This window comes from Alsobacter sp. SYSU BS001988, from assembly GCF_054796215.1.
Map to the genome: position 1 here is coordinate 358,518 of NZ_JBTAMK010000003.1, position 24,027 is coordinate 382,544.

28 protein-coding genes are annotated in these 24,027 nt (G+C 72.7%); 26 read left to right on the top strand and 2 right to left on the bottom strand.

Features of this window, described 5'->3' with window-relative positions; genetic code table 11:
- The first annotated feature begins 215 nt into the window (after positions 1 to 215).
- The 5 genes from ACYVO7_RS08750 (at position 216) to ACYVO7_RS08770 (ending at position 3,273) form a co-directional block, all read left to right on the top strand.
- The gene (locus ACYVO7_RS08750; RefSeq protein WP_460449433.1) at positions 216 to 710 is read left to right on the top strand and encodes a DUF6968 family protein; all 495 of its coding nucleotides are present in this window, start codon (positions 216 to 218) and stop codon (positions 708 to 710) included.
- Between the two features lie 109 nt (positions 711 to 819).
- Entirely contained in the window at positions 820 to 1,023 is a 204-nt protein-coding gene (locus ACYVO7_RS08755; protein ID WP_460449434.1) for a hypothetical protein, read from the top strand.
- Between the two features lie 46 nt (positions 1,024 to 1,069).
- A complete protein-coding gene (locus ACYVO7_RS08760; RefSeq protein ID WP_460449435.1) occupies positions 1,070 to 1,264 on the top strand; it encodes a hypothetical protein in 195 nt (64 codons plus the stop codon).
- A gap of 117 nt (positions 1,265 to 1,381) precedes the next feature.
- On the top strand, positions 1,382 to 1,798 hold the full coding sequence (locus ACYVO7_RS08765) for an HK97 family phage prohead protease (protein ID WP_460449586.1): 417 nt from the start codon (positions 1,382 to 1,384) through the stop codon (positions 1,796 to 1,798).
- A 212-nt stretch (positions 1,799 to 2,010) separates the two neighbouring features.
- The gene (locus tag ACYVO7_RS08770; protein WP_460449436.1) at positions 2,011 to 3,273 is read left to right on the top strand and encodes a phage major capsid protein; all 1,263 of its coding nucleotides are present in this window, start codon (positions 2,011 to 2,013) and stop codon (positions 3,271 to 3,273) included.
- Between the two features lie 99 nt (positions 3,274 to 3,372).
- Here ACYVO7_RS08770 and ACYVO7_RS08775 read toward each other — a convergent pair whose 3' ends face one another.
- Positions 3,373 to 4,149, bottom strand: a complete 777-nt coding sequence (locus ACYVO7_RS08775; protein ID WP_460449437.1) for a S1 family peptidase — start codon at positions 4,147 to 4,149, stop codon at positions 3,373 to 3,375.
- Positions 4,150 to 4,222: 73 nt separating this feature from the next.
- Between ACYVO7_RS08775 and ACYVO7_RS08780 the strand changes: the two genes are divergently transcribed.
- Genes ACYVO7_RS08780 through ACYVO7_RS08810 form a run of 7 tightly spaced genes read left to right on the top strand, consistent with a single transcriptional unit; the run spans position 4,223 to position 7,127 of the window.
- Positions 4,223 to 4,792, top strand: a complete 570-nt coding sequence (locus ACYVO7_RS08780; RefSeq protein WP_460449438.1) for a head-tail connector protein — start codon at positions 4,223 to 4,225, stop codon at positions 4,790 to 4,792.
- 1 nt (position 4,793) lies between these two features.
- Positions 4,794 to 5,126, top strand: coding sequence for a phage head closure protein (locus ACYVO7_RS08785; protein ID WP_460449439.1), 333 nt, complete (start codon positions 4,794 to 4,796; stop codon positions 5,124 to 5,126).
- A complete protein-coding gene (locus tag ACYVO7_RS08790) occupies positions 5,123 to 5,530 on the top strand; it encodes a DUF3168 domain-containing protein (protein ID WP_460449440.1) in 408 nt (135 codons plus the stop codon). The genes ACYVO7_RS08785 and ACYVO7_RS08790 overlap by 4 nt, the downstream gene beginning before the upstream one ends.
- 30 nt (positions 5,531 to 5,560) lie before the next feature.
- Positions 5,561 to 5,971 carry a phage major tail protein, TP901-1 family gene (locus ACYVO7_RS08795; protein WP_460449441.1) on the top strand — a complete coding sequence of 137 codons (411 nt, stop codon included), beginning with the start codon at positions 5,561 to 5,563 and terminating at the stop codon, positions 5,969 to 5,971.
- Positions 5,972 to 5,981: 10 nt separating this feature from the next.
- Positions 5,982 to 6,317: a gene transfer agent family protein gene (locus ACYVO7_RS08800; RefSeq protein ID WP_460449442.1), complete on the top strand. Its 336-nt coding sequence runs from the start codon at positions 5,982 to 5,984 to the stop codon at positions 6,315 to 6,317.
- Positions 6,314 to 6,568, top strand: a complete 255-nt coding sequence (locus ACYVO7_RS08805) for a rcc01693 family protein (protein ID WP_460449443.1) — start codon at positions 6,314 to 6,316, stop codon at positions 6,566 to 6,568. Before ACYVO7_RS08800 ends, ACYVO7_RS08805 begins: the two co-directional genes overlap by 4 nt.
- Before the next feature lies 1 nt (position 6,569).
- The gene (locus ACYVO7_RS08810; RefSeq protein ID WP_460449444.1) at positions 6,570 to 7,127 is read left to right on the top strand and encodes a phage tail tape measure protein; all 558 of its coding nucleotides are present in this window, start codon (positions 6,570 to 6,572) and stop codon (positions 7,125 to 7,127) included.
- Between the two features lie 15 nt (positions 7,128 to 7,142).
- Here ACYVO7_RS08810 and ACYVO7_RS08815 read toward each other — a convergent pair whose 3' ends face one another.
- Entirely contained in the window at positions 7,143 to 7,382 is a 240-nt protein-coding gene (locus ACYVO7_RS08815) for a YdcH family protein (RefSeq protein WP_460449445.1), read from the bottom strand.
- 86 nt (positions 7,383 to 7,468) lie between these two features.
- Here ACYVO7_RS08815 and ACYVO7_RS08820 point away from each other — a divergent pair, with 86 nt between their 5' ends.
- The 14 genes from ACYVO7_RS08820 (at position 7,469) to ACYVO7_RS08885 (ending at position 23,981) form a co-directional block, all read left to right on the top strand.
- Entirely contained in the window at positions 7,469 to 8,113 is a 645-nt protein-coding gene (locus ACYVO7_RS08820; protein WP_460449446.1) for a phage distal tail protein, Rcc01695 family, read from the top strand.
- Between the two features lie 18 nt (positions 8,114 to 8,131).
- Positions 8,132 to 9,025 carry a DUF2163 domain-containing protein gene (locus tag ACYVO7_RS08825; protein ID WP_460449447.1) on the top strand — a complete coding sequence of 298 codons (894 nt, stop codon included), beginning with the start codon at positions 8,132 to 8,134 and terminating at the stop codon, positions 9,023 to 9,025.
- Positions 9,022 to 9,495, top strand: coding sequence for an NlpC/P60 family protein (locus ACYVO7_RS08830; RefSeq protein WP_460449448.1), 474 nt, complete (start codon positions 9,022 to 9,024; stop codon positions 9,493 to 9,495). The genes ACYVO7_RS08825 and ACYVO7_RS08830 overlap by 4 nt, the downstream gene beginning before the upstream one ends.
- Positions 9,492 to 13,406, top strand: a complete 3,915-nt coding sequence (locus ACYVO7_RS08835) for a baseplate multidomain protein megatron (protein ID WP_460449449.1) — start codon at positions 9,492 to 9,494, stop codon at positions 13,404 to 13,406. The genes ACYVO7_RS08830 and ACYVO7_RS08835 overlap by 4 nt, the downstream gene beginning before the upstream one ends.
- Positions 13,407 to 13,425: 19 nt before the next feature.
- Complete coding sequence (locus tag ACYVO7_RS08840) at positions 13,426 to 14,835, top strand: DUF2793 domain-containing protein (protein WP_460449450.1); 1,410 nt, start codon at positions 13,426 to 13,428, stop codon at positions 14,833 to 14,835.
- 8 nt (positions 14,836 to 14,843) lie between these two features.
- Positions 14,844 to 15,614 (top strand): glycoside hydrolase family 108 protein, encoded by a 771-nt coding sequence (locus ACYVO7_RS08845; RefSeq protein WP_460449451.1) that lies wholly within the window; start codon positions 14,844 to 14,846, stop codon positions 15,612 to 15,614.
- A 102-nt stretch (positions 15,615 to 15,716) separates the two neighbouring features.
- Positions 15,717 to 16,025 carry a PepSY domain-containing protein gene (locus tag ACYVO7_RS08850; protein ID WP_460449452.1) on the top strand — a complete coding sequence of 103 codons (309 nt, stop codon included), beginning with the start codon at positions 15,717 to 15,719 and terminating at the stop codon, positions 16,023 to 16,025.
- Between the two features lie 24 nt (positions 16,026 to 16,049).
- Positions 16,050 to 16,721: a response regulator transcription factor gene (locus ACYVO7_RS08855; RefSeq protein WP_460449453.1), complete on the top strand. Its 672-nt coding sequence runs from the start codon at positions 16,050 to 16,052 to the stop codon at positions 16,719 to 16,721.
- 28 nt (positions 16,722 to 16,749) lie between these two features.
- A complete protein-coding gene (locus ACYVO7_RS08860) occupies positions 16,750 to 18,141 on the top strand; it encodes a sensor histidine kinase (RefSeq protein ID WP_460449454.1) in 1,392 nt (463 codons plus the stop codon).
- A gap of 82 nt (positions 18,142 to 18,223) precedes the next feature.
- Complete coding sequence (gene ccmI / locus ACYVO7_RS08865; protein WP_460449455.1) at positions 18,224 to 19,345, top strand: c-type cytochrome biogenesis protein CcmI; 1,122 nt, start codon at positions 18,224 to 18,226, stop codon at positions 19,343 to 19,345.
- Positions 19,346 to 19,349: 4 nt separating this feature from the next.
- Positions 19,350 to 19,841, top strand: coding sequence for a cytochrome c maturation protein CcmE (gene ccmE, locus ACYVO7_RS08870; protein ID WP_460449456.1), 492 nt, complete (start codon positions 19,350 to 19,352; stop codon positions 19,839 to 19,841).
- A 2-nt stretch (positions 19,842 to 19,843) separates the two neighbouring features.
- Positions 19,844 to 21,820, top strand: a complete 1,977-nt coding sequence (locus ACYVO7_RS08875; RefSeq protein ID WP_460449457.1) for a heme lyase CcmF/NrfE family subunit — start codon at positions 19,844 to 19,846, stop codon at positions 21,818 to 21,820.
- A 2-nt stretch (positions 21,821 to 21,822) separates the two neighbouring features.
- Positions 21,823 to 22,293 carry a cytochrome c-type biogenesis protein gene (locus ACYVO7_RS08880; RefSeq protein WP_460449458.1) on the top strand — a complete coding sequence of 157 codons (471 nt, stop codon included), beginning with the start codon at positions 21,823 to 21,825 and terminating at the stop codon, positions 22,291 to 22,293.
- Positions 22,294 to 22,415: 122 nt separating this feature from the next.
- On the top strand, positions 22,416 to 23,981 hold the full coding sequence (locus ACYVO7_RS08885) for a Do family serine endopeptidase (protein ID WP_460449459.1): 1,566 nt from the start codon (positions 22,416 to 22,418) through the stop codon (positions 23,979 to 23,981).
- The last annotated feature ends 46 nt before the right edge of the window (positions 23,982 to 24,027 follow it).

Sequence of the window (24,027 nt, forward strand, 5' to 3'; positions counted from 1 at the left end):
GAGCCGGAAGCTCGCAGAACCAGCCGCGCGTGCCGGCGGGGGAGCCGGATGGGGGGCAGTGGACGGATGGGGGAGGGGCAACTCCGACGCGCAAGGGTCCCAAGACCTGACGCCAGTAACGTTGACCGACGTCGATGGAAAGGTTTTGATCAACCCCATCAACAAAACTGAGATTGTGCACCCGGCTAGCTACCCGCCGACATTTTTTCAGGAGCGTGCGCGGGAAACGCTGGATTGTATTGCCTCGTCAGCCACAGCCGAAAACCCTGGCGGCGCCTGGCCGCAAGGAAACGGCGATCACCACCTATGTCGACAAGATCGGGCTCCGCTGGACATCAGATCGACAGCTTGAAGTGACGATTTGCAACACATGCCCGTTGCGTCGGCTGCGGCACCGCTTGCGCCTGATGCAGCATGACGGCGAACGCTTTGTCGAAATCGTTGTGCATCGTCCGGAGCCCGAAGATCGGAGCTGGACGTGCGACTACGCGATCGCTTGGCCCGAAGGCGTCTGGCGGAGCCGCGGGGCAGGTCATGACGCCCTTCAGGCGCTCGTGCTGACACTGCAAAAGATCGGAACGGAAATTTACATGAGCCCCTACCACGCCGCGGGCCAACTCAGCGTCGAAGGCGCTGAAGGCGGGTATGGCTTCCCGGTCCCACAGAGCCTGCGAGACCTGCTCGTGGGCGCAGACGCGAAATCGTTCTAAACGCCCCTCTTTCTCTGTGACGTCGCGCACCCCCCCAGCGCCCCGGCCCCCGCCGCGGGCGCTTTTTGCGTTCCCCCCGGCCGCGCGCGGCCCAATCCAAGGAGCCCCCATGCCTCCCCTTCTCGAAAGCCCCGTGATCGAGAGCATTCTCGGGCGCGGAGACCTAGCCGACATCGCGCTCTTTCTATGGGCGAGCGGGGCTTCCGCCGTGGCGGCGCTGCTCCTGAAGGAGCTCGCCGCCGCCAACCGCCGCTTCGACGCCTTCGTGCGCGAGCTGCACCGCTTCAACGCCCGCGCGGACCGGCGGGACTGACGGCCCACCTTTTTCACCAAGCCTTTTCAGCACCAAAGGATCGCCCATGCTGTCGTTTCTGTTGCGACGCGCCGCCCCCCGGGCGGACGCGAACGCGCCCGCGTCCGCTGTCGCCGCGCGGCCGGAGCCCGAGCAGGTCATCGCCGCCTTCGTGCAGACGCTGGCCCGGCTCGATCCGTGCGGATCGGCGCCGTCGCCGCGCCGCCGGCCGCGCGCCGCGGCCTCGGCCCGGAAGGGCTGAGCCGTGCGGCTCGCAACCCGCTCCTCCCTGCCGCCGCTACGGCCGCCGCCCCGGCCTCCGCCGCCGCCCGCCGAGGTGCGCGACGCCCGGCTGCGGCTGGCCGCTGCGCCATCCCCCATGGGCGTGTTCGAGGGCTACGCCAGCCTGTTCGGCGTGGTGGACCTCGGCCGCGACATGGTGCTGCCCGGCGCCTTCGCCGAAAGCCTCGCCCGGCGCGGCGTCGCCGGCGTGCGGCTCTTGTGGCAGCACGATCCGGCCGAGCCCATCGGCGCCTGGACGACGCTGCGCGAGGACGCCCGCGGCCTCTTCGCCCGCGGCCGCCTCAACCTGGGCGTGGCCCGCGCCCGCGAGTTGCTGGCGCTGATGCGCCAGGGCGCGGTGGACGGGCTCTCGATCGGCTTCAAGGTCGGCGGCGCCCGCACCGACCCGCGCTCCGGCGTGCGCCGGCTCCACAAGGTCGACCTGTGGGAGATCTCGCTGGTCACCTTTCCGCTGCTTCCGCAAGCCCGCGTCGCCGCCGTCAAGGGGCGGTGAGGGCGGGCTCGTTCCCAACTCCACCCACTCGATCCTCTCATCCTGAGGAGCGCCCGGAGGGCGCGTCTCGAAGGGTGAGGGGCTCCAGCCTGCACGACCATCCCCGCGTCCTGGACCTCCTCGTCCTTCGAGACGCCCTGCTGCGCAGGGCTCCTCAGGATGAGGGGCAAGGAAGACGCGGCCACAAAACTTTCACCAGCAAGGACCCACCCATGACCCACGCTGCTCCCTCCTACGAAACCAAGCACGCATCCTCGGACGCCCAGGCCTTCGAGGACCTGCACCGCGCCTTCGAGGCCTTCCGCGAGACCAACGACCAGCGCCTCGGCGAACTGGAGACGCGGCTCTCGGCCGACGTGCTCGTCGACGAGAAGCTCGCCCGCATCGACCAGGCGCTGGATGAGGCCCGCCGGCGCGTCGACAGCATCGCCCTGAAGGCCAGCCGCCCCGCTCTGGGGCGGGACGAGCGCGAGGCCGCGTCCGGCGCCGCCGCCGAGCACAAGGCCGCCTTCGACCTCTATGTCCGCGCCGGCGAGAGCGCCGGGCTGAAGACCCTGGAGGCCAAGGCCCTGTCGGCCGGCTCCGGGCCGGACGGCGGCTACCTCGTGCCGCCGCCGGCCGAGCGCGAGATCCTGCGCCGCATGGCGCTGATCTCGCCCATCCGCGCCATCGCGTCCGTGCGGGAGATCTCCACCGGCAGCTTCAAGAAGGCCTATTCCACCACCGGCCCGGCCTCGGGCTGGGTGGCCGAGACGGCGGCCCGGCCGCAGACGGCCAGCCAGGTCATCGCCGAGCTCAACTTCCCGGCCATGGAGCTCTACGCCATGCCGTCGGCCACGCAGACCCTGCTGGACGACGCGGCCGTCAATATCGAGCAGTGGATCGCCGACGAGGTCGAGACCGTATTCGCCGAGCAGGAGGGCGCGGCCTTCGTGAACGGGGATGGGGTCAACAAGCCGGCCGGCTTCATGGCGGCGCCCAAGGCGGCCGTCTCGGCCTGGACCTGGGGCAAGCTCGGCTACCTGGCGACCGGCGTCGCGGGCGGCTTCGCGGCGTCGAGCCCCACCGTCAACCCGGCCGACGTGCTGGTGGATCTCGTCTACGCCCTGAAGGCCGGCTACCGCCAGAACGCCAGCTTCGTGCTGAACCGCCGGACGCAGGCGGCGATCCGCAAGTTCAAGACCAGCTTGGGCGACTACATGTGGCAGCCCCCCACCGCCATCGGCCAGCCGGCCACGCTGCTGAACTTCCCGGTGGTCGAGGCCGAGAACATGCCCGACATCGCGGCCGACAGCTTCGCGGTCGCCTGCGGCGACTTCCGCCGCGGCTATCTCATCGTCGACCGCGTCGGCGTGCGCGTGCTGCGCGATCCCTACACGGCCAAGCCCTATGTGCTGTTCTACACCACCAAGCGCGTCGGCGGCGGCGTGCAGGACTTCGACGCCATCAAGCTGCTGAAGTTCGGGGTGTCGTGATCCCCCTCTCCCCGTGACGGGGAGAGGGTTGGGGTGAGGGGAGCGGTTCCCCTCATCCGGCGCTACGCGCCGCCTTCTCCCCGTGCCGGGGAGAAGGGCTCACCGCACGCCCCAGCCGGCCAGGGTCTTCTCGATCCAGGCGCGCTGGGGGCCGACCAGCACGCCCTGCGTGAGGGCGCCGCAGCGGGCCTTGCCGGCGCCTTCGGCCCAGACCGTGATCGCCCCGACGCTGCCGTCGGGTGCGAAGATCGGACCGCCGGAGTCGCCCGTGCAGGCGCCGCGGCCGGTGGACTCGCCGCGCGCGGGGCCCTTGAGCCAGACCAGGATGGCGCTGGGGCCGTAGGGCTCGATCACCGGGACCTCCGCCGTGCGGAACCGCCCGCCGGTGCGGGGGTCCCCCTCGGCCGAGAGGCCGTAGCCGCCGACGGTCCAGACCTGGCCGGCCGCCGGCCGGACGTCCGCCCCGAGCGGGACGGGCGCGAAGCCGGACGGCAGCGGCTGCGACAGCCGCACCAGAGCGAGGTCGACGGAGCGGCGCCGGCCCTGCACGGCGCCCTTGTCGTATTGCGGGTGAACGGCGACGCCGCTCGGCGCCAGGAAGGCGGGCGCGCCCGCCGCGTCGCGGTGGAACGCCCGGATCTCGCCATGTCCCACGACGCAGTGGGCCGCCGTGAGGACCACGTCGGGCGCCACGACCGCGGCGGAGCAGAAGCCTCGTTGCTCCACCAGCATCACCGCATGCCGCCCGAGCCCCGGCGCGTCCTCGCCGAGCACGACGGCGCGCGCCGAGCCGACCGGCCAGGCCAGCGCCATGTACAACGCCGCCCCGATCGCCGCCCGCCTCGCCCATTCGGCGATCGTCCGCCCTTCTCGCATTCCGCATCCTCCCGGCCCTGGCGCGACATCGCACGCTCCGGGGCCGAAAGGAAGCGCCTCGCCGGAGCCCGCCATGGCCCTCCAGATCCTCACCCCGCCCGCGGCCGAGCCGCTGACCCTCGCCGAGCTGAAGCTCTGGCTCAGGATCGACGCGGCCGACGACGACGCGATCCTGTCGGCCCTGATCGTCGCCGCGAGGCTCGCCGTCGAGGCCGCGTCCGGCTGCAAGCTCATCACGCAGACCTGGCGCATGACGCTGAACGCGTGGCCTCGCTCGCCCTTCGGGCTGCCGGTCTGGCCCGTTCAGGCCGTCGCGGCCGTCCGGGTCTATTCGGCGGGCGGCGCGGCGACGACGCTCTCTGCGGACCTGTACCAGCTGGCGACGGCGTTCATGCCGCCGCAGCTCGCGCTGGTGGGGGCCGCGCCGCAGCCCGGCCGCAGCCTAGGAGGGGTCGAGATCGACCTCACGGCCGGCTACGGCCCGACGGCGGCCGCCGTCCCGGAGGCGCTGCGGACCGCGATCCGTCTCTTCGCGGCTCATCTCTACGAAAACCGCGGCGACGGGGATCCCGGCGCGGGGCCGGTCCCGCCTCCGCCCGCCGTGGCCGCTCTGGTCGCGCCCTATCGCCGCGCGAGGCTGTGAGATGGCCGGATCCTCTTCCGTGGCCGGCCTTCGCAGCCGGCTCGTCCTCGAGGCGCCCCAGGAAACGCCGGACGGGGCGGGGGGCGTGACCCGCTCCTATGCGCCGGTCGCGACGCTCTGGGCCCGCATCGAGCCGCTCCGGGGCGACGAGGGGGTCCGGGCCGGCAGTCTCGGACAGGCGATCTCGCACCGGATCACGCTGCGCTGGCGCGCCCGCCTCGACGCCTCGATGCGCCTGCGCCAGGGCGGTCGGATGTTCGCCATCAGGTCCGCCTGGGACCCGGACGAGAGGCGCCGCCGGATCGTCTGCCTGTGCGAGGAGGTCCGCCCGTGACCCATCCCATCCTGGCGCTCCGCAGCGCCCTGCGCGCGCGCCTCGCGGCCGATGCGGCGCTCGTCTCGCTTCTCGGGGGCGAGCGCATCTGGGACGAGCCGCCCCGCGGCTCAGACCCTCCCTACCTCACCTTCGGCGAGGCCGTGGCCCGCGATTGGTCGACCGGGTCCTCCTCCGGCCGGGAGCACGCCTTCACGCTGGCCGCCTGGTCCCGCCAGGGCGGCGACGCCGAGCTGCTCGCCATTTTGGCGAGGCTCGAGGAGCTGTGCGCCGACCCGGCGCTCGTGCTCGACGGGCATCGGCTCGTGCTGCTGCGCGTCGTCGGGCAGGAGACCGGCCGCCCGGACAAGACCGGCCTGCGCCGGGCGGTCATCCGGCTCGCCGGCCTCACCGAACCGCTCTAATCCTCCCACTCCAGTCTCAAGGACCTCCCGATGGCCGCCCAGAAAGGCAAGGACCTCCTCCTCAAGCTCGACGACGGCTCCGGCGCCTTCGTCGCCGTGGCCGGGCTGCGGGCCCGCCAGATCGCGTTCAACTCGGAAGCGGTGGACGTCACCAGCGCCGAATCGATCGGCCGGTGGCGCGAGCTTCTGGCCGGCGCCGCCGTCCGCAAGGCCGCGGTCAGCGGAGCCGGGGTGTTCCGGGACGAGCCCGCCGACATGCTGGTGAGGCAGACGCTGTTCGACGATCTGATCCGCAACTGGCAGGTGATCGTGCCGAGCTTCGGGGTGATCCAGGGTCCGTTCCACATCGCGGCGCTCGACTATCGCGGCGACCACGCCGGCGAGGTCACGTTCGACCTGGCGCTGGAAAGCGCCGGGCCGCTTGTCTTCACCGCCATCTAGGGAGGCCCGCATGGCCAACCCGCGCCGCGGCGAAGTCGCCGCAGAGATCGGCGGACGCCGCCTGACCCTGTGCCTGACCCTGGGAGCGCTGGCCGAGCTGGAGGCCGCCTTCGGGGTCGACGACCTTCAGGCGCTGGGCGAGCGCTTCGCGGCCGGCCAGCTCGCCTCGCGCGACCTCGTGCGGATGCTCGGCGCGGGCGTGCGCGGCGGCGGGACGGCGCTGTCGGACGACGAGGTCGCCGCGCTGCCGCTGGAGGGCGGCCTGCCCGCCGTGGCCGCCGCCGTCGCGGAGATGCTGGCTCTGGCGTTCGGGACCGGCGCGGAGGCGCCGTCCCCGCGCCCTTGACCGCCGCAGCGCGCCGGGTCGACGCCCCGATGGAGCCGGCCTCGCCCTTCCCCTGGGAAGAGGCCATGGCCTTCGGGCTCGGCGCGCTGCGGCTGTCGTCCGCCGAATTCTGGGCCCTGACGCCGTGGGAGCTCGCGGCCGCCGCCGAAGGAGTCCATGGGCGCCGGCCGCCCGAGCCGCTCGGCCGGGCGGCCCTGTCCGACCTGATCCGCGCCTTTCCCGACATCCCCCCGCCGCACGCCGGAGAGTGACATGGCCGACCTGGCCGATCTGACGTCCCAGGAATCCCAGCTGAAGAACCTGGACAGGCTCGCCCAGTCCTTCGGCGCCTCGATCGCATCCTCCTTCGCCAAGGGCGCGTCTGAGGGACGGCGGTTCGAGGACATCCTGCGCACGGTGGGCCAGCGGCTGCAGGACGTCGCCCTGAAGGCGGCGTTCAAGCCGCTCGACGCCGCCATCTCCGGGGGGCTGCAGAGCCTGTTCGGCGGATTGGCCGGCCAGGGCGGATTGTTCTCCGGAGGCGGATCGGGCGCGCCCGTGCAGGCCTTCGCCGACGGCGGCGTGGTGCGCGCGCCGACCTATTTTCCCACGGCCGGGGGGCTGGGGCTGGCCGGGGAGGCCGGGCCGGAGGCGATCCTGCCGCTGGCGCGCGGCGCCGACGGCAAGCTCGGGGTGCGGTCTGGCCCGGCGCGCGGCGGACCGGTCACGATCCACATCGCCACCCCGGACGCCGAGAGCTTCCGCCGCTCGGAGGCGCAGGTGAGCGCCGCGATCGCCAGGGCCGTCGCCCGCGGCCAGCGCGGGCTGTGACGCCGCTTCGCGCGCTCAGGCGGCGCGCAGCATCGCGGCGATCTGGTCCTTCAGCCGCAGCCTCTTCTTCTTCAGCTCCTCGACCGCGGCGTCGTCGGCCGGCTGGATCTCGGCCTCGATGCGGTGAATCTCGCGGTTCACGTGCTCATAGGTGTCGGCCAGCCGCGCGAAATGGGCGTCGCCGATCTTCAGCTTGCTGATCGCCGCCGCAGCGTTGGGAAATTCCTCATGCAGGCCGTGGGGGACGTGGGTCATCGCCAGCTCCTCGTTTCAACGCCGCCATCTCATCCCGCCCGGCGCCGACGCGCCTTGAGCGAGGTCAACCTGTCCAGGAGGTCGCCGTGCCGGCTCCGTTTCACGAGGTGCGCTTTCCCGTCGACGTGTCGCTAAAGAGCCGCGGCGGACCGCGCCGCCGCACCGACGTGGTCGTCACCGGATCAGGGAGGGAGGAGCGCAACGCCCGCTGGGCCCATGCGCGCCGCCGCTACGACGCCGGGTACGGGGTCAAGACCCTGGCCGAGCTGGCCGCCGTCGTGGCGTTCTTCGAGGAGCGGCGAGGGCGCCTCTACGGATTTCGGTGGCGGGACCGCCTGGACGACCGCTCCTGCGGGCATGGAAGCCTGCCGGGACCGCTGGACCAGCCGATCGGGACCGGCGAGGCGGGCAGGGCGTCCTTCCCGCTGGTCAAGACCTATGGGGCGGCGTTCGCGCCCTATAGGCGGCCCATCGCCAAGCCCGTCCAGGGCAGCGTGCGCGTCGCGGTGGCGGGCCAGGAGAGAACCGCCGGCGCGCAGTGGGACCTCGACGCCGCCACCGGAACGGTGACGTTCCGGGCCGGCGCTCTCCCGCCGCCCGGCGCGGCGGTCACGGCCGGGTTCCTGTTCGACGTGCCGGTCCGCTTCGACACGGACGAATTGCTGGTCGATCTCGACGCCTTCGCGGCCGGCGAGATCCCGCTGATCCCGCTCATCGAAATCATTCCCTGAACCCGACAGGAGCGCCCGATGCGCCCGCTTCCCCCGACGCTTTCGGACCGGCTCGCCGAAGGCGCGACGACGCTCGCCCTTTGCTGGAAGCTGATGCGCCGCGACGGCGTGACCCAAGGCTTCACCGACCACGACCGCGACCTCTCCTTCGGGGGCGTCGTCTACGCCGCCGCGACCGGGCTCGAGGCCGCCGACACCGAAAGCCAGCTCGGCTTCGCGGTCGGCGGCGGCGACGTCGCGGGGGCGCTCTCCTCGGCGAGCCTCGACGAGGCGGACCTGGCCGCCGGGCGCTACGACGCCGCCGCCGTGGAGGTCTGGCTGGTGGACTGGTCCGACCCGGCCTCGCGGGTGCTCCTCGACGTCTATGTCATCGGCGAGGTCCGGCGCACCCCCGGCGCGTTCGTGGCCGAGCTGCGCGGCCTGGCGCAGCAACTCGACACGCCGCGCGGGCGGACCTTCCAGCCGGCCTGCTCGGCCGATCTGGGCGACGCGCGCTGCGGGGTCGACCTCGCCCTCCCGGCCTGGCGCGCCGCCGGCGCCGTAAGCGCGACGGACGGCGCGTCCACCCTGGCGTCCTCCGCCCTGAAGGCCTTCCCGGACGGGTTCTTCACCGGCGGGCGACTGACGTTCACGTCGGGCCCGAACGCCGGATGGGGCTCCGAGGTGAAGGACCACCGGGCGACGGCCGGCGCGGGCGAGGTCCATCTTTGGCGGCCGTCCGGCTTCCCGATCGCCGCCGGGGACGCGTTCGCGGTCACGGCGGGCTGCGACAAGCGCCTGGCGACCTGCGCGGCGCGCTTCGACAACGTGGCCAATTTCCGCGGCTTCCCGCACATGCCCGGCAACGACTTCCTCCTTCGCGTCGCCCGCAACGGCGACGTGGCCATGGACGGCGGGAGCCTGTTCCGGTGAGCCCGGGGCAGGACGCGCTTCGCCGCGCCATCGTGGCGGAGGCCCGCAGCTGGATCGGCACGCCCTACGTCCATGGAGCGAGCCTCAAGGGCGCCGGATGCGACTGCCTGGGCCTCGTGAGGGGCGTCTGGCGCGCGCTCCATGGCGACGAGCCCGAGCCGACGCCGCCCTACTCGCCGGACTGGGCGGAGGCGACGGGCCGGGACGTCCTCACCCTCGCGGCCGAACGCCATCTCGACCGCGTCCCGCTGGAGCGCGCGGAGCCGGGCGACGTGCTGCTGTTTCGATGGCGGGCCGGCGCGCCCGCCAAGCATCTCGGCGTCTCCACGGGCGGAGGCCGGATGATCCACGCCCATGACGGCGCCCGGGTCTGCGAGGTCGCGATCGGCGTCTGGACGCGGCGCTTGTGCGCCGCCTTCCGGTTTCCCGCGCGCAGGACGCCTCTCGACGAAGGACGGCTCGACCCATGACCACCCTCATCCTCCAGGCGGCGGGCTCCGCCATCGGGACCGCGCTGGGCGGGCCCATCGGCGGCGCGATCGGGCAGGCGCTCGGGGCGGCCGCCGGATCGGCCATCGACGGCGCCCTCCTGGGCGGCTCGGGCCAGAAGCGCGTCGAAGGCCCGCGCCTGAAGACGTTGGCGGGGCTGGGTTCGACCGAGGGCGCGCCCATCCCGCGGGTCTATGGCCGGGCCCGCATCGGCGGCGAAGCGATCTGGGCGACGCGCTTCGAGGAAGTGGCCTCGACCGTCAAGAGCGGGGGCGGGAAGGGGATCGGCGGCACCGGCGGATCCGCCAGCACGCAGACCTATTCCTATTACGCCAACCTGGCGGTCGGGCTCTGCGAAGGCCCCATCGCCTTCGTCCGGCGGATCTGGGCGGATGGGCGCGAGCTGGACCAGACGAACCTGTCGATCCGCGTCCACCTCGGCTCCGAGGACCAGGAGCCCGACCCGCTGATCGTCGCCAAGGAAGGCGCGGACCAGGCGCCGGCCTATCGGGGGCTCGCCTATGTGGTGTTCGAGCGGCTGCCGCTCGCGCCGTTCGGAGAGCGCGTGCCGCAGCTGAGCTTCGAGGTGGTGCGCCCCGTGGCCGGACTCGGCGCGCGAATCCGCGCGGTGGACCTCATCCCGGGCGCCGGCGAGTTCGTCTATGCGACGGACCTCGTCACGCGCGAGGCGGATTTCGGCGTCACCACGCCCGAGAACCGCCACGTGCTCACGCACGCCAGCGACTGGGCCGCCTCCCTCGACGCGCTGCAGGCCCTGTGCCCGCGGCTGGAGAGCGTCGGGCTGGTGGCGGCGTGGTTCGGCGACGACCTGCGCGCCGGGCTCTGCACGATCGCGCCGCGGGTCGAGGGGATCGGGCGCGCCCATGCCGGCGTGGAATGGGCGGCGGCGGGCCTCAAGCGCCAGGATGCGCGGCTGGTCTCGCAGGTGGACGGGCGCCCCGCCTATGGCGGCACGCCTTCCGACGCCTCCGTGGTGGCGGCGATCCGCGACCTCAAGGCGCGCGGCCTGAAGGTGATGCTCTACCCCTTCGTCATGATGGACGTGCCGGCCGGCAACGCGCTGCCCAATCCGGCGACCGGCGCTCCGGGACAGCCGCCCTATCCGTGGCGCGGGCGGATCACGTGCCATCCGGCTCCGGGCGTGGCGGGCTCGCCGGACGCCACGCCGGCGGCCGGAGCCCAGATCGCCGCCCTGTTCGGGTCCGCGCGGCGCGAGGACTTCGCCGTGGTCGATGAAGGCGTGGCCTATGCGGGGCCGGACGAATGGTCGCTGCGCCGCCATGTGCTGCACTACGCCCATCTGGCCGCGGCGGCCGGCGGCGTCGACACGATGCTGATCGGCTCCGAACTGGTCGGCGTCACCCGCACCCGCTCGGCCCCCGGCGCCTATCCGGCCGCGGCGCTCCTCGTCGCCCTGGCGGCGGACGTCAAGGCGGTGGTCGGACCGGCGACGAAGGTCGTCTACGCCGCGGACTGGACCGAATACGGCGCTCATGTTCCCGCGCCAGGCGAGCTTCGCTTCCCGCTGGATCCGCTCTGGGCGTCGCCCGCCATCGACGCGGTGGGGGTGGACCTGTGGCAGCCTATGGGAGACTGGCGCGACGCGCCCGGCCACCGCGACGCCGCGCTGGGCCGCAACGCGGCCGACCCCGCTTACCTGTCCGCCAATGTCGCGCGCGGGGAGGGGTATGACTGGTACTACGCCGACGACGTCGGGCGGGCCGCGCAGGCCCGCCTGCCGATCACGGACGGGGCCTATGGCAAGCCATGGGTGTTTCGGCCGAAGGACTTCGTCAACTGGTGGGCCCGTCCGCATGTGGAGCGGACAGGCGGCGTCGAGGCGGGCGCGCCGACCGCCTGGATTCCGCAATCCAAGCCGATCCTGTTCGTCGAATGCGGCTGCCCGGCCGTCGACAAGGGCGCCAACGGGCCGAACGCCTTCCCCGACCCGAAGTCGATCGAGGGGCGCCCGCCGCCTTTCTCGCGCAACTTCCGGGACGATCTGATCCAGGCGCGCGCGGTCGCCGCCCTGCTGGCGCATTTCGACCCGGCGTCCCCGGGCTTCGATCCCGCCGACAATCCGGTCTCGCACCTCTATGGCGGCCGCATGGTGGATCCGGCCCGGATCCATGTCTGGGCCTGGGACGCAAGGCCGTTCCCGGCCTTTCCGGCCCTCTCAGGCGTCTGGAGCGACGCGTCGAGCTGGGAGAGGGGGCATTGGCTCACCGGGCGTCTCGAGGGCGCGGCGCTCGACGAGCTGGTCGCCGCGATCCTGGAGGATTGGGGCGCTGCGGCCCCGGGGCGCATGGCGATCGACGGATTCCTCGACGGCTACGTGGTCGACCGTCCCCTGAGCGCCCGGGCGGCGCTCGAGCCGCTCGCGGCGTTGTTCGAGTTCGACGCGGCCGCGACCGGGGGCATGCTGTCCTTCTCGGGCCGTCACGCGCAACCCGTCGCGACCCTGACGGAGGACGACCTCGTCCCCGACCGCGACGGCGCGACGCTGCGCCTGACCCGGGCGCAGGATTCGGACCTGCCGGGCGAGCTGACGCTGGGTTTCATCGACGCCGAGGGCGACTACGCCCGCGCTAGCGTGATGTCGCGCCGGCTCGAGGGCGCCAGCCGGCGGGAGAGCCAGACGGAGATCGCCGCGGCGCTGCCGCGCGCCGCGGCGGCCCGGCTCGCCGACATGGCGCTCTACGACGCCTGGGTGGGCCGCGAGACGGTCCAGTTCGGGTTGCGGCCCGGGTGGCTGGCGCTGGAGGTGGGCGATTGCGTCCGGCTGCCGGTCGACGGCGCCGCGCGGCCCTTCAGGATCACCCGCATCCGGGACGCCGAGCAGCGCGACGTCACGGCCCGGGCGGTCGAGACCGGGACCTACGACGCGCCGCCGCGCGCCGGCCCTGTCCAGCCCATCCCCGCGCCCAGCATCGCGGGGCGGCCCTTCGCGGTCGTGGTCGACCTGCCGCTTGCGCGCCAGGAGCCCGCCGTGCTCCAGGCGCTCGCGGTGGCGGCCGAACCCTGGCCGGGGCGCCTGGCCGTCTGGCGCTCCAGCGACGGCGCCGCGTTCGAGGCCGAGGCCTTCATCGACCGGCCCTGCGCGCTGGGCCGCCTCATCGCCCCGCTCGCGGCCGGCCCGCTCTGGCGCTGGGACGATGCGGCCGAACTGCGCCTGACGCTCGGCTCCGGCGCCTTGCCGGCGCCGTCCGACGCCGCCGCGCTGGCGCAGGCGACCCTGGTCGGCGTGCAGGGCGCGGACGGCGCGTGGGAGGCGCTGTGCTTCGCCAGGTCCGAGCTGATCGGTCCCGGCCAATGGCGGCTGTCGCGCCTGATCCGGGGCCTCGGCGGCTCGGAGGCCGCCGCGGCGCGCCCGGCTCCCGCCGGCTCGCTGGTCGCGCTGCTGGATTCGGCGCTGACGCCGCTCGGGGTGGGAGCGGCCAGCCTCGGCCGGGGCTACTCCTACCGGGTCGGCCCCGCCCCGCGCGGCAGCGACGACGCGGCCGTCACGGCCTTCTCGGCGAGTCCGGGCCCGGCCGCGCTGGCCTGCCTGTCTCCGGTCCGCGCACAAGCGACGCGCACGCCCGGCGGCGTCGGGCTGCGCTGGATCCGGCGCGGACGCAGCGAGGCCGACGCCTGGGAGCCGGTCGAGATCCCGCTCGGCGAGGAGGCCGAGGCCTATGCGGTCGACATCCTGAGCGGCGGCCAGGTGGTCAGGACGCTGGACTGCGCCGCGCCCCGGGCCCTCTACGCGGCGGCGGAGGAGCTCGCCGATTTCGGCGCCGCCCAGACCCGCCTGGCGGTCCGCATCGCCCAGGTCAGCGCGGCCGTCGGCCGCGGCGCCGCGCTGGCCGCCGACCTTCCCATCCTCTGAGCCGCATCGCGAGGCGAACATGACCGACACGACCCGGCTGGGCCTGCCCTATCTGGCGGCCGCCCAGGCCCAAAAGCACGTGACCCACAACGAGGCGCTCCAGATCCTGGACGGCCTGGTGCACTGCGCCGTGCTGGAGCGCGAGCGGAGCGCGCCGCCCGACGCGCCCCAGGACGGCGACCGCTACCTGCTGTCGGCGACGCCGGCCGGCGTCTTCCAGGGGCATGGGGGCGCCCTGGCGGCCTTCGACGACGGCGCCTGGCGCTTCCTGGCGCCGCGGGCCGGATGGCGCGTCTATGTCGTGTCCGAAGGGCGCTTGAGGGTCTTCGACGGCGCCGCGTGGCGCGACTTCGACGAACTCGCGCGACGCCTCGCCGGCCTGGAGAGCCTGGGCCTGGGCGCCGCGCCGGACGCCGCGAACCCCTTCGTGGCCAAAATCAACAACGCCCTGTTCACGGCCAGGACGGCCGCCGAGGGCGGCACGGGCGACCTGCGGGTGAAGCTGAACAAGAGCGCGCCCGCCGCCACCGCCTCGCATCTGTTCCAGTCCGGCTTCGAGGGCAGGGCCGAGACGGGGCTCGTGGGCGACGAACGCTGGCGCCTGCGCGTCTCCGCCGACGGCGCCGTCTGGCGCGACAGCATCGCCGCCGATCCGGCGACCGGCGCGGTCAGTTTCCCGTCCGGGGCGGCGGGCCTGCCGCACGCCTTCAGGAACCTCGTCGTCAACGCCGATTTCGCCATCTCCCAGCGGGGGCCGGGCCCGTTCGCGCTCGCGGCGGCTCCGGTCTTCGGCCCCGACCGCTGGCTGATCCAATCCGCCGCCGGAGCGACCGGAACCCTTGCGCGAACGCCCTTCGCGGCGGGCCAGACGGAGGTTCCCGGCGCCCGCTTCTTCGCCACGCTCTCGATCGCCGCCGCGACCGCGGCGTCCTTTCCCGAACTTCAGACCCGGATGGAGGACGTCGCGGCGCTCGCCGGGCGCGCGGCCGTCGTGTCCTTCTCCTACCGGACGGCCTCCGCCGGCTTCGCGGCCGACCTCGCGCAGGCGTTCGGCGCCGGCGGGAGCCCCACGGTGACGGGCCTGGGCCTGACCCCGCTTGCGGCTTCCCCCACGTGGCGGCGCCAGACCATCCGGCTGACGCCGCCGGACCTCAACGGCAAGACGGTCGGGCCCGGCTCCTTCCTGTCGTTTCGCGTGTTCCGGTCGGCGGCCGGAGCCGGGTCGATCGACATCGCCGACGTGCAGGTCGAGGAGGGCTCCGCCGCGACGCCCTTCGAGCGCCGTCCGCCCGCCATCGAGACCGTCATGGCCCGGCGCTTCTTTCGCAGGACGGCTGCGGCCCAGAACCCCGCCGACCTCGCCTTCGAGATGCGGGCCGCGCCCCTGCAATCGGGGACCGGCCCCTTCGACTATTCCGCAGAACTGTGAGGCGCGCGATGCAGGGCGATTTCGATCGGGCCGTGGCGGTCGTCTTCAGGCTCGAGGGCGGCTACGTCTCCCATCCGCTGGATCCCGGCGGTCCCACGCGCTTCGGCGTCACCAAGGCGACGCTGGCCCGCGCCCGCGGCAGGCCGGTCTCCGACGCCGACGTGATGGCGCTCGACCAGGCCGAGGCGAAGCAGATCTACCGCGCCCGCTACTGGGACGCGGTCCAGGCCGACGCGTTGCCGGCCGGAGTGGATCTCGCGGTGTTCGATTGCGCCGTGAACTCCGGCCCCGGCCGGGCCCTGGCCCTGCTCCGGCAGGCGCTGGCGCTCCCGCGCTCGGACGAACGCGACGCCGCGACGCTGGAGGCCGCCCGCCGCGCCGATCCGGCCCGGCTCATCTCCGAATTTTGCCGCCTCAGGCTGGGCTTTATCCAGCGCCTGCCGACCTGGCCCGTCTTCGGCCGCGGCTGGACGAGGCGCGTCGGCTTCATCGAACGCGAAGCGCTGGCGATGGCCGGCGTTTCCGCCCGCCCGCCCGCGTCGGGCGGCGGTCCCGCACAGGAGAGCAACGCCATGGACCTCGTCAAACCCATCCTCCAGAGCCGCACGGTCTGGTCCAACCTGATCGGCCTTGCGGCCGTCAGCCTGTCGGCCCTCGGCTACGACACCTCGCAGCTGGACGCCGGCAAATTCGCCGACACGGGCCTGCAGGTCGTCGCCGGCCTGAGCTTCATCGCCTCCACGGCGTTCCGGATCGTGGCGACCCGGCGCCTGAGCTGATTCGGGCCGGGCCCGGCGGCGAATTGTCGCCGGGCTCATTCAGCCCCGGTTCAGGAACGTTGCGGCTTCCTGTGTGGGATGGCACAGTTTTCTTGGATCATGATGGCGGCCGTTGCGGTCGTTGCGACCTATTCCCTGTCCGCCGCGCGGGCCTCCGAGTCCGAAGTGCCGAAGCTGGTGGGATGCCTCGGCGAGAGCGAAATCCGCGAGGAGGTCGCCGCCAAGCGGGTCGTTCCGCAGGTCTCGGCCCTAAGGGCCGCCCGCGGCGCTTTGGGCGGTGAGGCGGTGCGGGCGCGCCTCTGCCGACACGACGGCGGGCTCGTTTACGCCATCACGGCCTTGAAGCGGGACGGAAGGGTCGTCAGGGTGTATGTGGACGCCCAGACCGGCAAGGTCATGGGATCGCGCTGACCCGAACCGACCAAGGATGACATCGTGCGCCTGCTCGTCGTCGAGGACGACAAGGACCTGAACCGCCAGATCGTCTCCGCGCTGGAGCAGGCCGGATACGCCGTCGACCGCGCCTTCGACGGCGAGGAGGGCTGCCATCTGGGCGAGAACGAGCCCTATGACGCCGTGATCCTGGATCTCGGCCTGCCCAAGCTCGACGGGGTCGGGGTGCTCCAGGCCTGGCGCCGCGCCGGCAAGGCGATGCCGGTGATCATCCTCACCGCGCGCGACCGCTGGAGCGACAAGGTTCAGGGCTTCGACGCGGGCGCCGACGACTACGTCACCAAGCCCTTCCACATGGAGGAGATCCTCGCGCGGGTGCGCGCCGTGCTGCGCCGCGCCGCCGGGCACGCCACCAGCGAACTCGTATGCGGGCCCGTGCGGCTCGACACGCGGGCGGGACGCGTCACCGTGGATGGCAATCCGGTGAAGCTGACCTCCCACGAATACCGGCTGATGGCCTATCTGATGCACCATGTCGGACGCGTGGTGTCCCGCACCGAGATCGTCGAGCACCTCTACGACCAGGACTTCGACCGCGACTCCAACACCATCGAGGTGTTCGTCGGCCGGCTCCGCCGCAAGCTGGGCGTCGACGTGATCCAGACCGTGCGTGGGCTCGGCTACGTCCTTCAGGCTCCGACCGGCCCGACATGACGCCCCTGCGGCGCGAGCGGAGCGCCTGATGGTCCTGCGCCGCTACTCCCTCCGTAAACGCCAGTCCATCGCGACGCGGCTTTTCGTGTCTTCCGCGGCCTGGAGCCTGGCCATCCTGCTGGTCGCGGGCGTGATCCTGTCCACCATCAACCGGCGCACGACCGAACACGCCTTCGACGAACGGCTGCATGTCTACCTGAAATCGCTGGTGGCGGACGTGGCGTCCCCGAACGACAGCGAGCGCTCCGACCCCTACAGCCTGGGCGAGCCGCGCTTCGACCTGCCGCTCTCGGGCTGGTACTGGCAGATCACCCGCATCGACCGCGACGCGCCCGACATCAAGGGCTCGACCTCCCTGTTCGGCGGCCGCTTGCTGTCGCTGGCGGCCAGCAACGTCAAGGCCAAGGCGGGCGAGCTTCGCGAGGGCTACGCGACCGGGCCGGACGAACGGCGCCTGCGCATGGTCGAGCGGGTCATCGATCTGGGCGAGGACGGCAAGTTCCTGATCCAGGTGGCGGCCGACGCCGGCGAGATCGAGGCGGCCATCGACAGCTTCCGCTGGGCGCTGGGCCTCACCTTCACGCTGCTCGGGCTGGCGCTGGTGGCCACCACCGTGTTCCAGGTCCGCTTCGGCCTGCTGCCGCTGGCGCGGCTCTCCGCCGGCGTGGGGGCCATCCGCAGGGGCGAGGCGGATCACGTCTCCGGCGAGTTCCCGGACGACATCGCTCCGGTCGCCGCGGAGGTGAACCTGCTGATCGATTCCAACCGCGAGATCCTCGAACGCGCCCGCACCCAGGTGGGCAACCTCGCCCACGCGCTGAAGACGCCGCTCAGCGTCGTCATCAACGAGGCCGCGGCCGAAGGGGGCCCGCTCGCCGCCAAGGTGCAGGAGCAGGCGGCCATCATGCGCGACCAGGTGAACTGGTATCTGGAGCGCGCCCGGGCGGCCGCACGGGCCGGCTCCGTCGGGGCGTCGACCGCCGTGGAGCCGATCGTCGACGGCATCCTGCGGACGGCCGCCAAGATCCATGGCGACCGCGCCATCGTGTTCGACGGCGAGGTCGCGCCCGACACCCTGTTCAGGGGCGAGCGCCAGGACATCGAGGAGATGATCGGCAACCTGGTCGACAATGGCGGCAAGTGGGCGGCCACCCACGTCCATGTCGACGTGCGCCCGGCGGACCCGAAGGACGGCCGGATCTATCTGCGCATCCAGGTGGACGACGACGGGCCCGGACTGCCCAAGGAGGCCTGGACCAGCATGCTGCGCCGCGGCGCGCGCCTGGACGAGTCGAAGCCCGGCTCCGGCCTCGGGCTGTCCATCGTGTCGGACCTCGCCACCCTGTATGGCGGAGCCCTAACGCTGGGCGAATCGCCCCTGGGCGGATTGCGGGCCGAACTGACCCTTCCGGCCGCCTGAGCGCCGGCGTCCGTACGCATCCGGATGCCGCAGGGGCGCGAATTGGCGTGACGCCGAGGCCAAGGCCCGGTAATCGAACGGCATGCTCGTCTGGATCATCATGGCCCTGATGACCGGCGCCGCCGTGTTCGCTGTCATCGGGCCGCTCGGCCGCGACCGGCCCGCCACGGAGGCTTCGCCCGAAGCCGCCACGGACGCGCATTTCTATCGATCCCAGATCGCCGACATCGAGCGGGACGCCGAGCGCGGCCTCATCGATCCGGCCGAGGCCGAGACCGCCAAGGTGGAGGCGGCCCGCCTTCTGCTCGCGGCCGCGCGGCGCGGCGAGGGCCACGCTGAGCCCTCTCCGGCGCAGGGACGCCGCCGGCTCGCCTCGGGTCTCGCTTTGGTTGGGGTGCCGCTTCTCAGCCTGGGGCTCTATCTGGGCCTCGGCAATCCCAACATCGCCGACCAGCCCCTGAGGGACCGGGTCGCCAAATCCGGCTCGGAGCTCGGCCTCGACCAGGCGGTGGCCAAGATCGAGGAGCACCTCGCGGCCAATCCCCAGGATGGACGCGGCTTCGAGGTCGTCGGCCCGGTTTATATGAGCCGCGGCCGCTACGACGACGCGCAGCGCGCCTTCGAGAACGCCATCCGTCTGCTGGGTGAGAGCGGCGAGCGCTTCGAGAAGCTCGGCGAGGCGCAGGTCGCCTCCGCCGAGGGCGTCGTCACGGCGGCGGCCCGCCAGAGCGTCGAGAAGGCGCTCTCGCTCGACCCGAAGCTCGTGAAGGCGCGGTTCTACCGCGCGCTCGCCTTCGAGCAGGACGGGGCGACCGAACAAGCCCTGGCCATCTATGGCGAGCTCGCCAGCGAGGCGCCTCCCGGCAGCCCCGTGCGGATCCGCCTGAACGAAAAGATCTCCTCGCTGGGCGGTTCGCCGCCGGACCAGCCCTCCGGCGCCGCGGCGGACGCCATCGCGTCCATGCCGGCCGGCGAGCGCCAGGACGCGATCCGCTCCATGGTGGCGGGGCTCGACGCGCGGCTTGCGGCGAATGGCGCGGACGTCGAAGGGTGGTTGCGGCTGGTCCGCTCCTATATGGTCCTCGGCGAGCCCGCGAAGGCGCGAGACGCCCTGGCGCGCGCCCGCGCCGCGCTGGCCGGCGACGCTCCCGGCCTCGGCCGTATCGAGGCGCTGGGCCGGGAACTGAAGATCGAAGGCTCCTGACGTCATGACCCGCAAGCAGCGCCGTCTCTCCCTGATCGCCCTGGCGCTCGCCGTCCTGGGAACGGCGGCCGGGCTGGTGCTCTTCGCCCTCAACGACAGCATCGTGTTCTTCTACGGGCCCACGGACGTCGTCGAGAAGGCGATCAAGCCCGGCACGAGGTTCCGCATCGGCGGGCTGGTGAAGGAAGGCAGCATCCAGCGCGGCCCGGACCAGACCGTCCGCTTCGAGGTCACAGACACCAATCGCGCCGTCCCGGTCACCTATCGGGGCCTGCTGCCGGACCTGTTCCGGGACGGGCAGGGCGTGGTCGCCGAAGGCGCGCTCCAGCCCTCGGGCGAGTTCAGGGCCGACAGCGTCCTCGCCAAGCACGACGAGACCTACATGCCGAAGGAGGTCGCCGAGGCCCTGAAGAAGCAGGGGGTCTGGCAGCCTTCCGCCGCCTCCGCGGGCTCGACCGCCAAGCCGGCTTCGGCCGAAGCCAAACCGGGATCGTGACCATGATCGTCGAACTCGGACACTACTCCCTGGTGCTGGCCCTGGCCCTGTCGCTCGCGCTGGCCGCCGTGCCGGCCTGGGGCGCGCGCACCCGCGACGCGGCCCTGATGAGCGTCGCCCGCCCGGCCGCCTTCGCGATGTTCGGCTTCGTCGCGCTCGCCTTCGCGGCGCTTACGGCGGCCTATGTGGGTTCCGACTTCTCGGTCCTGAACGTCGTGCAGAATTCGCATTCGGCCAAGCCGCTCGCCTACAAGATCTCGGGCGTCTGGTCGAACCACGAAGGCTCGATGCTGCTCTGGGTGCTGATCCTCGCCATCTTCGCCGCCCTGGTGGCCTGGCGCGGCGCGGCCATGCCCGTGCGCCTGCTGGCCTATGTGCTCTCCGTCCAGGGCGCCATCGCGGCGGCGTTCCTGCTCTTCATCCTGATCACCTCCAACCCTTTCGCCCGCGTGCTGCCGGCGCCGTTCGAGGGGCAGGGGCTCAACCCGATCCTGCAGGACCCCGGGCTCGCCATTCATCCGCCGCTCCTCTATCTCGGCTATGTCGGCTTCTCGATCGCGTTCTCCTTCGCGATCGGCGCGCTTCTGGAAGGCCGCATCGACGCTGTCTGGGCGCGCTTCGTCCGGCCCTGGACGCTTCTGGCCTGGATGTTCCTGACGCTCGGCATCGCGATGGGCTCCTACTGGGCCTATTACGAACTGGGGTGGGGCGGCTGGTGGTTCTGGGACCCGGTCGAGAACGCCTCCCTGATGCCGTGGATCGCCGGCACCGCGCTGCTGCATTCCACCGTGGTGATGGAGAAGCGCGACTCGCTGAAGGTCTGGACGATCCTGCTATCGATCCTGGCCTTCTCGCTGTCGCTGATCGGCACCTTCCTGGTGCGGTCCGGCGTGCTCACCTCCGTCCACGCCTTCGCCAGCGACCCGTCGCGCGGCGTGTTCATCCTCTCCATCCTGGTGTTCTTCATCGGCGGCGCGCTGACGCTGTTCGCGTGGCGGGCCCCGATGCTGCGCCAGGGCGGTCTCTTCGCCCCCATCTCGCGCGAAGGCGCGCTGGTGCTGAACAACCTGTTCCTGGCCGCCTCGTGCTCGGCGGTGCTGATCGGCACCCTCTACCCGCTGGCGCTCGAGGCGCTGACCGGGGCGAAGATCTCGGTCGGCCCGCCCTTCTTCGAGGCGACCGTGCTGCCTCTGGCGACGCCGCTCCTGCTGCTCGTCCCGGTCGGCCAGTCGCTGGCCTGGAAGCGGGGCGACCTCGCCGGGGTGGCGCAGCGCCTGTCCGCCGCCTTCGCGATCGCCGTCGCGGGCACCATCGCGGTCTTCGCGTTCACGCGGGGCGGACCCGTCGCCGCGCCGCTCGGCGTGGGACTGGGCTTCTGGCTCATCCTGGGCTCCGCCACCGAGGTGATCACCCGCTCCCGCCGGGCCGGCGCCTCCGTGGCGACCGTCCTGCGCCGCGCCGCCGGCCTGCCGCGCTCGGCCTGGGGCACGGCCCTGGCGCATGCCGGCATGGGCGTCACGGTGATCGGCATCTCCGCCACCGCCTGGGGCGTCGAGCGCATCGCCACCCTGAAGCCGGGCGACGGCCTGGACGTCGGCCCGTACAGGGTGGCGCTCGAGGCGGTCGTTCCGCGCAACGGGCCGGACTACCGCGAGACGGCGGCTCTGCTGTCCGTCCGCCGCGACGGCGCGCCCGTGGGCGTGCTCGAGCCCGGCAAGCGCATCTTCGCCGGACGCACGATGCCGACCTCCGAAGCCGGCCTGCTCACGGTCGGCCTCGGCCAGGTCTACGCCAGCGTGGCCGAGATCGAGGCCGACGGGCGCGTCGGCGTCCGGCTCTACTGGAAGCCCTGGGTGCTGCTGATCTGGCTCGGCGCGGTCGTCATGGCCGCCGGCGGCGGGCTTTCGCTCGCCGACGGCAGGGCGAGGGTCGGCGCCCCGGTCCGGCGTGCCGCGCCCGCCGCGCTCCCGGCGGAATGAGCATGATGCGCGCGCTCGCCGTCGCGATCTCGCTGCTGGCCTTCCTGGCCGTTTCGCCGGCTTTCGCCGTGAACCCCGACGAGGTGCTGGCGGATCCGAAGCTCGAAACCCGCGCGCGCGCCCTGTCCTCGGAGCTGCGCTGCCTCGTCTGCCAGAACCAGTCCATCGACGACAGCGACGCGCCGCTGGCCCGCGACCTGCGGGTCATCGTGCGCGAGAAGCTGAAGGCCGGCGCGGGCGCCGACGAGATCAAGCGCTTCCTGGTCGATCGCTACGGCGAGTTCGTGCTGCTGCGGCCGGCGCTGTCGCTGCATACGGCGCTCCTGTGGGGCGGGCCCTTCCTGGTGCTGCTGGGCGGCCTCGTCGTAGTCTGGTCGCAGGCGCGGCGGCGCAGGCCGGGATCCCCGTCGCCGCTCAGCGTCGAGGAGCGGACCGCGCTGGAGCGCGTGACCGGCCCCGGTCCGGGCGCCTGACCGGCATTCGCCCACCTTTCCAAAGTTTCATGATCCCGTGACGGCGCCGTAAGCCGCCGGCCCCCATCTTCCGCTCCACAGGTTCGGGGAAGCCCCCCAGTCCAGACCTCAGGAGCAGATCGATGTCCCATCAGACGAATTCCCCCAGGCGCCGCCTGTCGGTCCGCGCCGGCCTCCTGGCCGGGGCCTGCGCGATCGCGGTCGTCGGCGCCGGCGCGGCTCACTATTCCGATTTCCCCACCGCCGTCGCGAACGCGCAGACGCAGGCGCCCTCCGCCCAGCCGATGGCCGGCCCGCCGTCCTTCGCCGATACGGTGCAGCGGGTGAAGCCGGCCGTCGTGTCCGTGAAGGTGAAGGTCGAGAACGTCAGCGCTGGCGCGGGCGAGATCGCCGGCGGCGGCGACGACGAAGACGGCGGCGCCCAGGGCCTGCCGCCGAACCTGCCTCCGCAGCTGCGCGACTTCTTCCGCCAGTTCGGCCAGCCCAACGGCCGCGGCGCCCCGCAGCGTCCGCGCGGACACCAGTTCGCGCAGGCCCAGGGCTCCGGCTTCTTCATCACCCCGGACGGCTACATCGTCACCAACAACCACGTGGTGGAGCACGGCGTCGAGGTGGCGGTGACGATGGACGACGGGCGCACGCTCGACGCCAAGGTGATCGGGACCGATCCCAAGACCGACCTCGCGCTGCTCAAGGTGAAGCAGCCCGGAACCTACCCGTTCGTGAAGTTTGCCAAGGGCCAGCCCCGCGTCGGCGACTGGGTGATCGCGGTCGGCAATCCGTTCGGCCTCGGCGGCACGGTCACGGCCGGCATCGTCTCGGCCCGCGGCCGCGACATCGGCTCGGGCCCCTATGACGACTACCTGCAGATCGACGCGGCGGTGAACCGCGGCAACTCGGGCGGCCCGACTTTCGACATGAACGGCGACGTCGTCGGCGTGAACACCGCGATCTACTCGCCGTCGGGCGGCAATGTCGGCATCGCCTTCGCGATTCCGACCGAAGTCGCCGCGAACGTCGTCGAGTCCCTGAAGGACAACGGCTCGGTGGCGCGCGGCTTCATCGGCGTGCAGATCCAGCCGGTGACGCCGGAGATCGCCGACAGCCTCGGTCTGAAGGAGCCCAAGGGCGCCCTGGTGGCCGAAGCGCAGCGCAATGGCCCGGCGGCGGAGGCCGGCGTCAAGGCGGGCGACACCATCGTGGCCGTCGACGGCGACAAGATCGCCGGCCCGAAGGAGCTCTCGCGCCGGATCGGCGCCATGAAGCCGGGCGACAAGGCCGACCTCACCGTGGTCCGCGACGGCCGCGAGCAGAAGATCACCCTGAAGCTGGCGGCCCTGCCGACCGACCGCACCGCCCGCGCCGATGCGCAGGACGATGCGGCTGGTCCGGCCGCGGGCGGCTTCGGCCTCTCGCTGGCGCCGGCCCGCTCCGTGCAGGGCTCGGGCGGACAGGGCGTCGTGGTCACCAAGGTCGATCCCGACGGTCCCGGCGCCGAGCAGGGCCTGAAGCAGGGCGACGTGATCCTGGAGATCGGCGGCCGCGCGGTGGCCGATCCCGCCGAGGTGAAGCAGGCTCTCGCGGACGCCCGCAAGGACGGCAAGAAGGCCGTGCTGATGCGCCTCAAGAGCGGCAAGGACACCCGCTTCGTCGCGCTCGCCTTCCCCAAGAAGGACGCGCGCGGCTGATCCGGGCCCGCTGACCCCATCGGCGCCGGCGGCTTCCCCGTTCCTC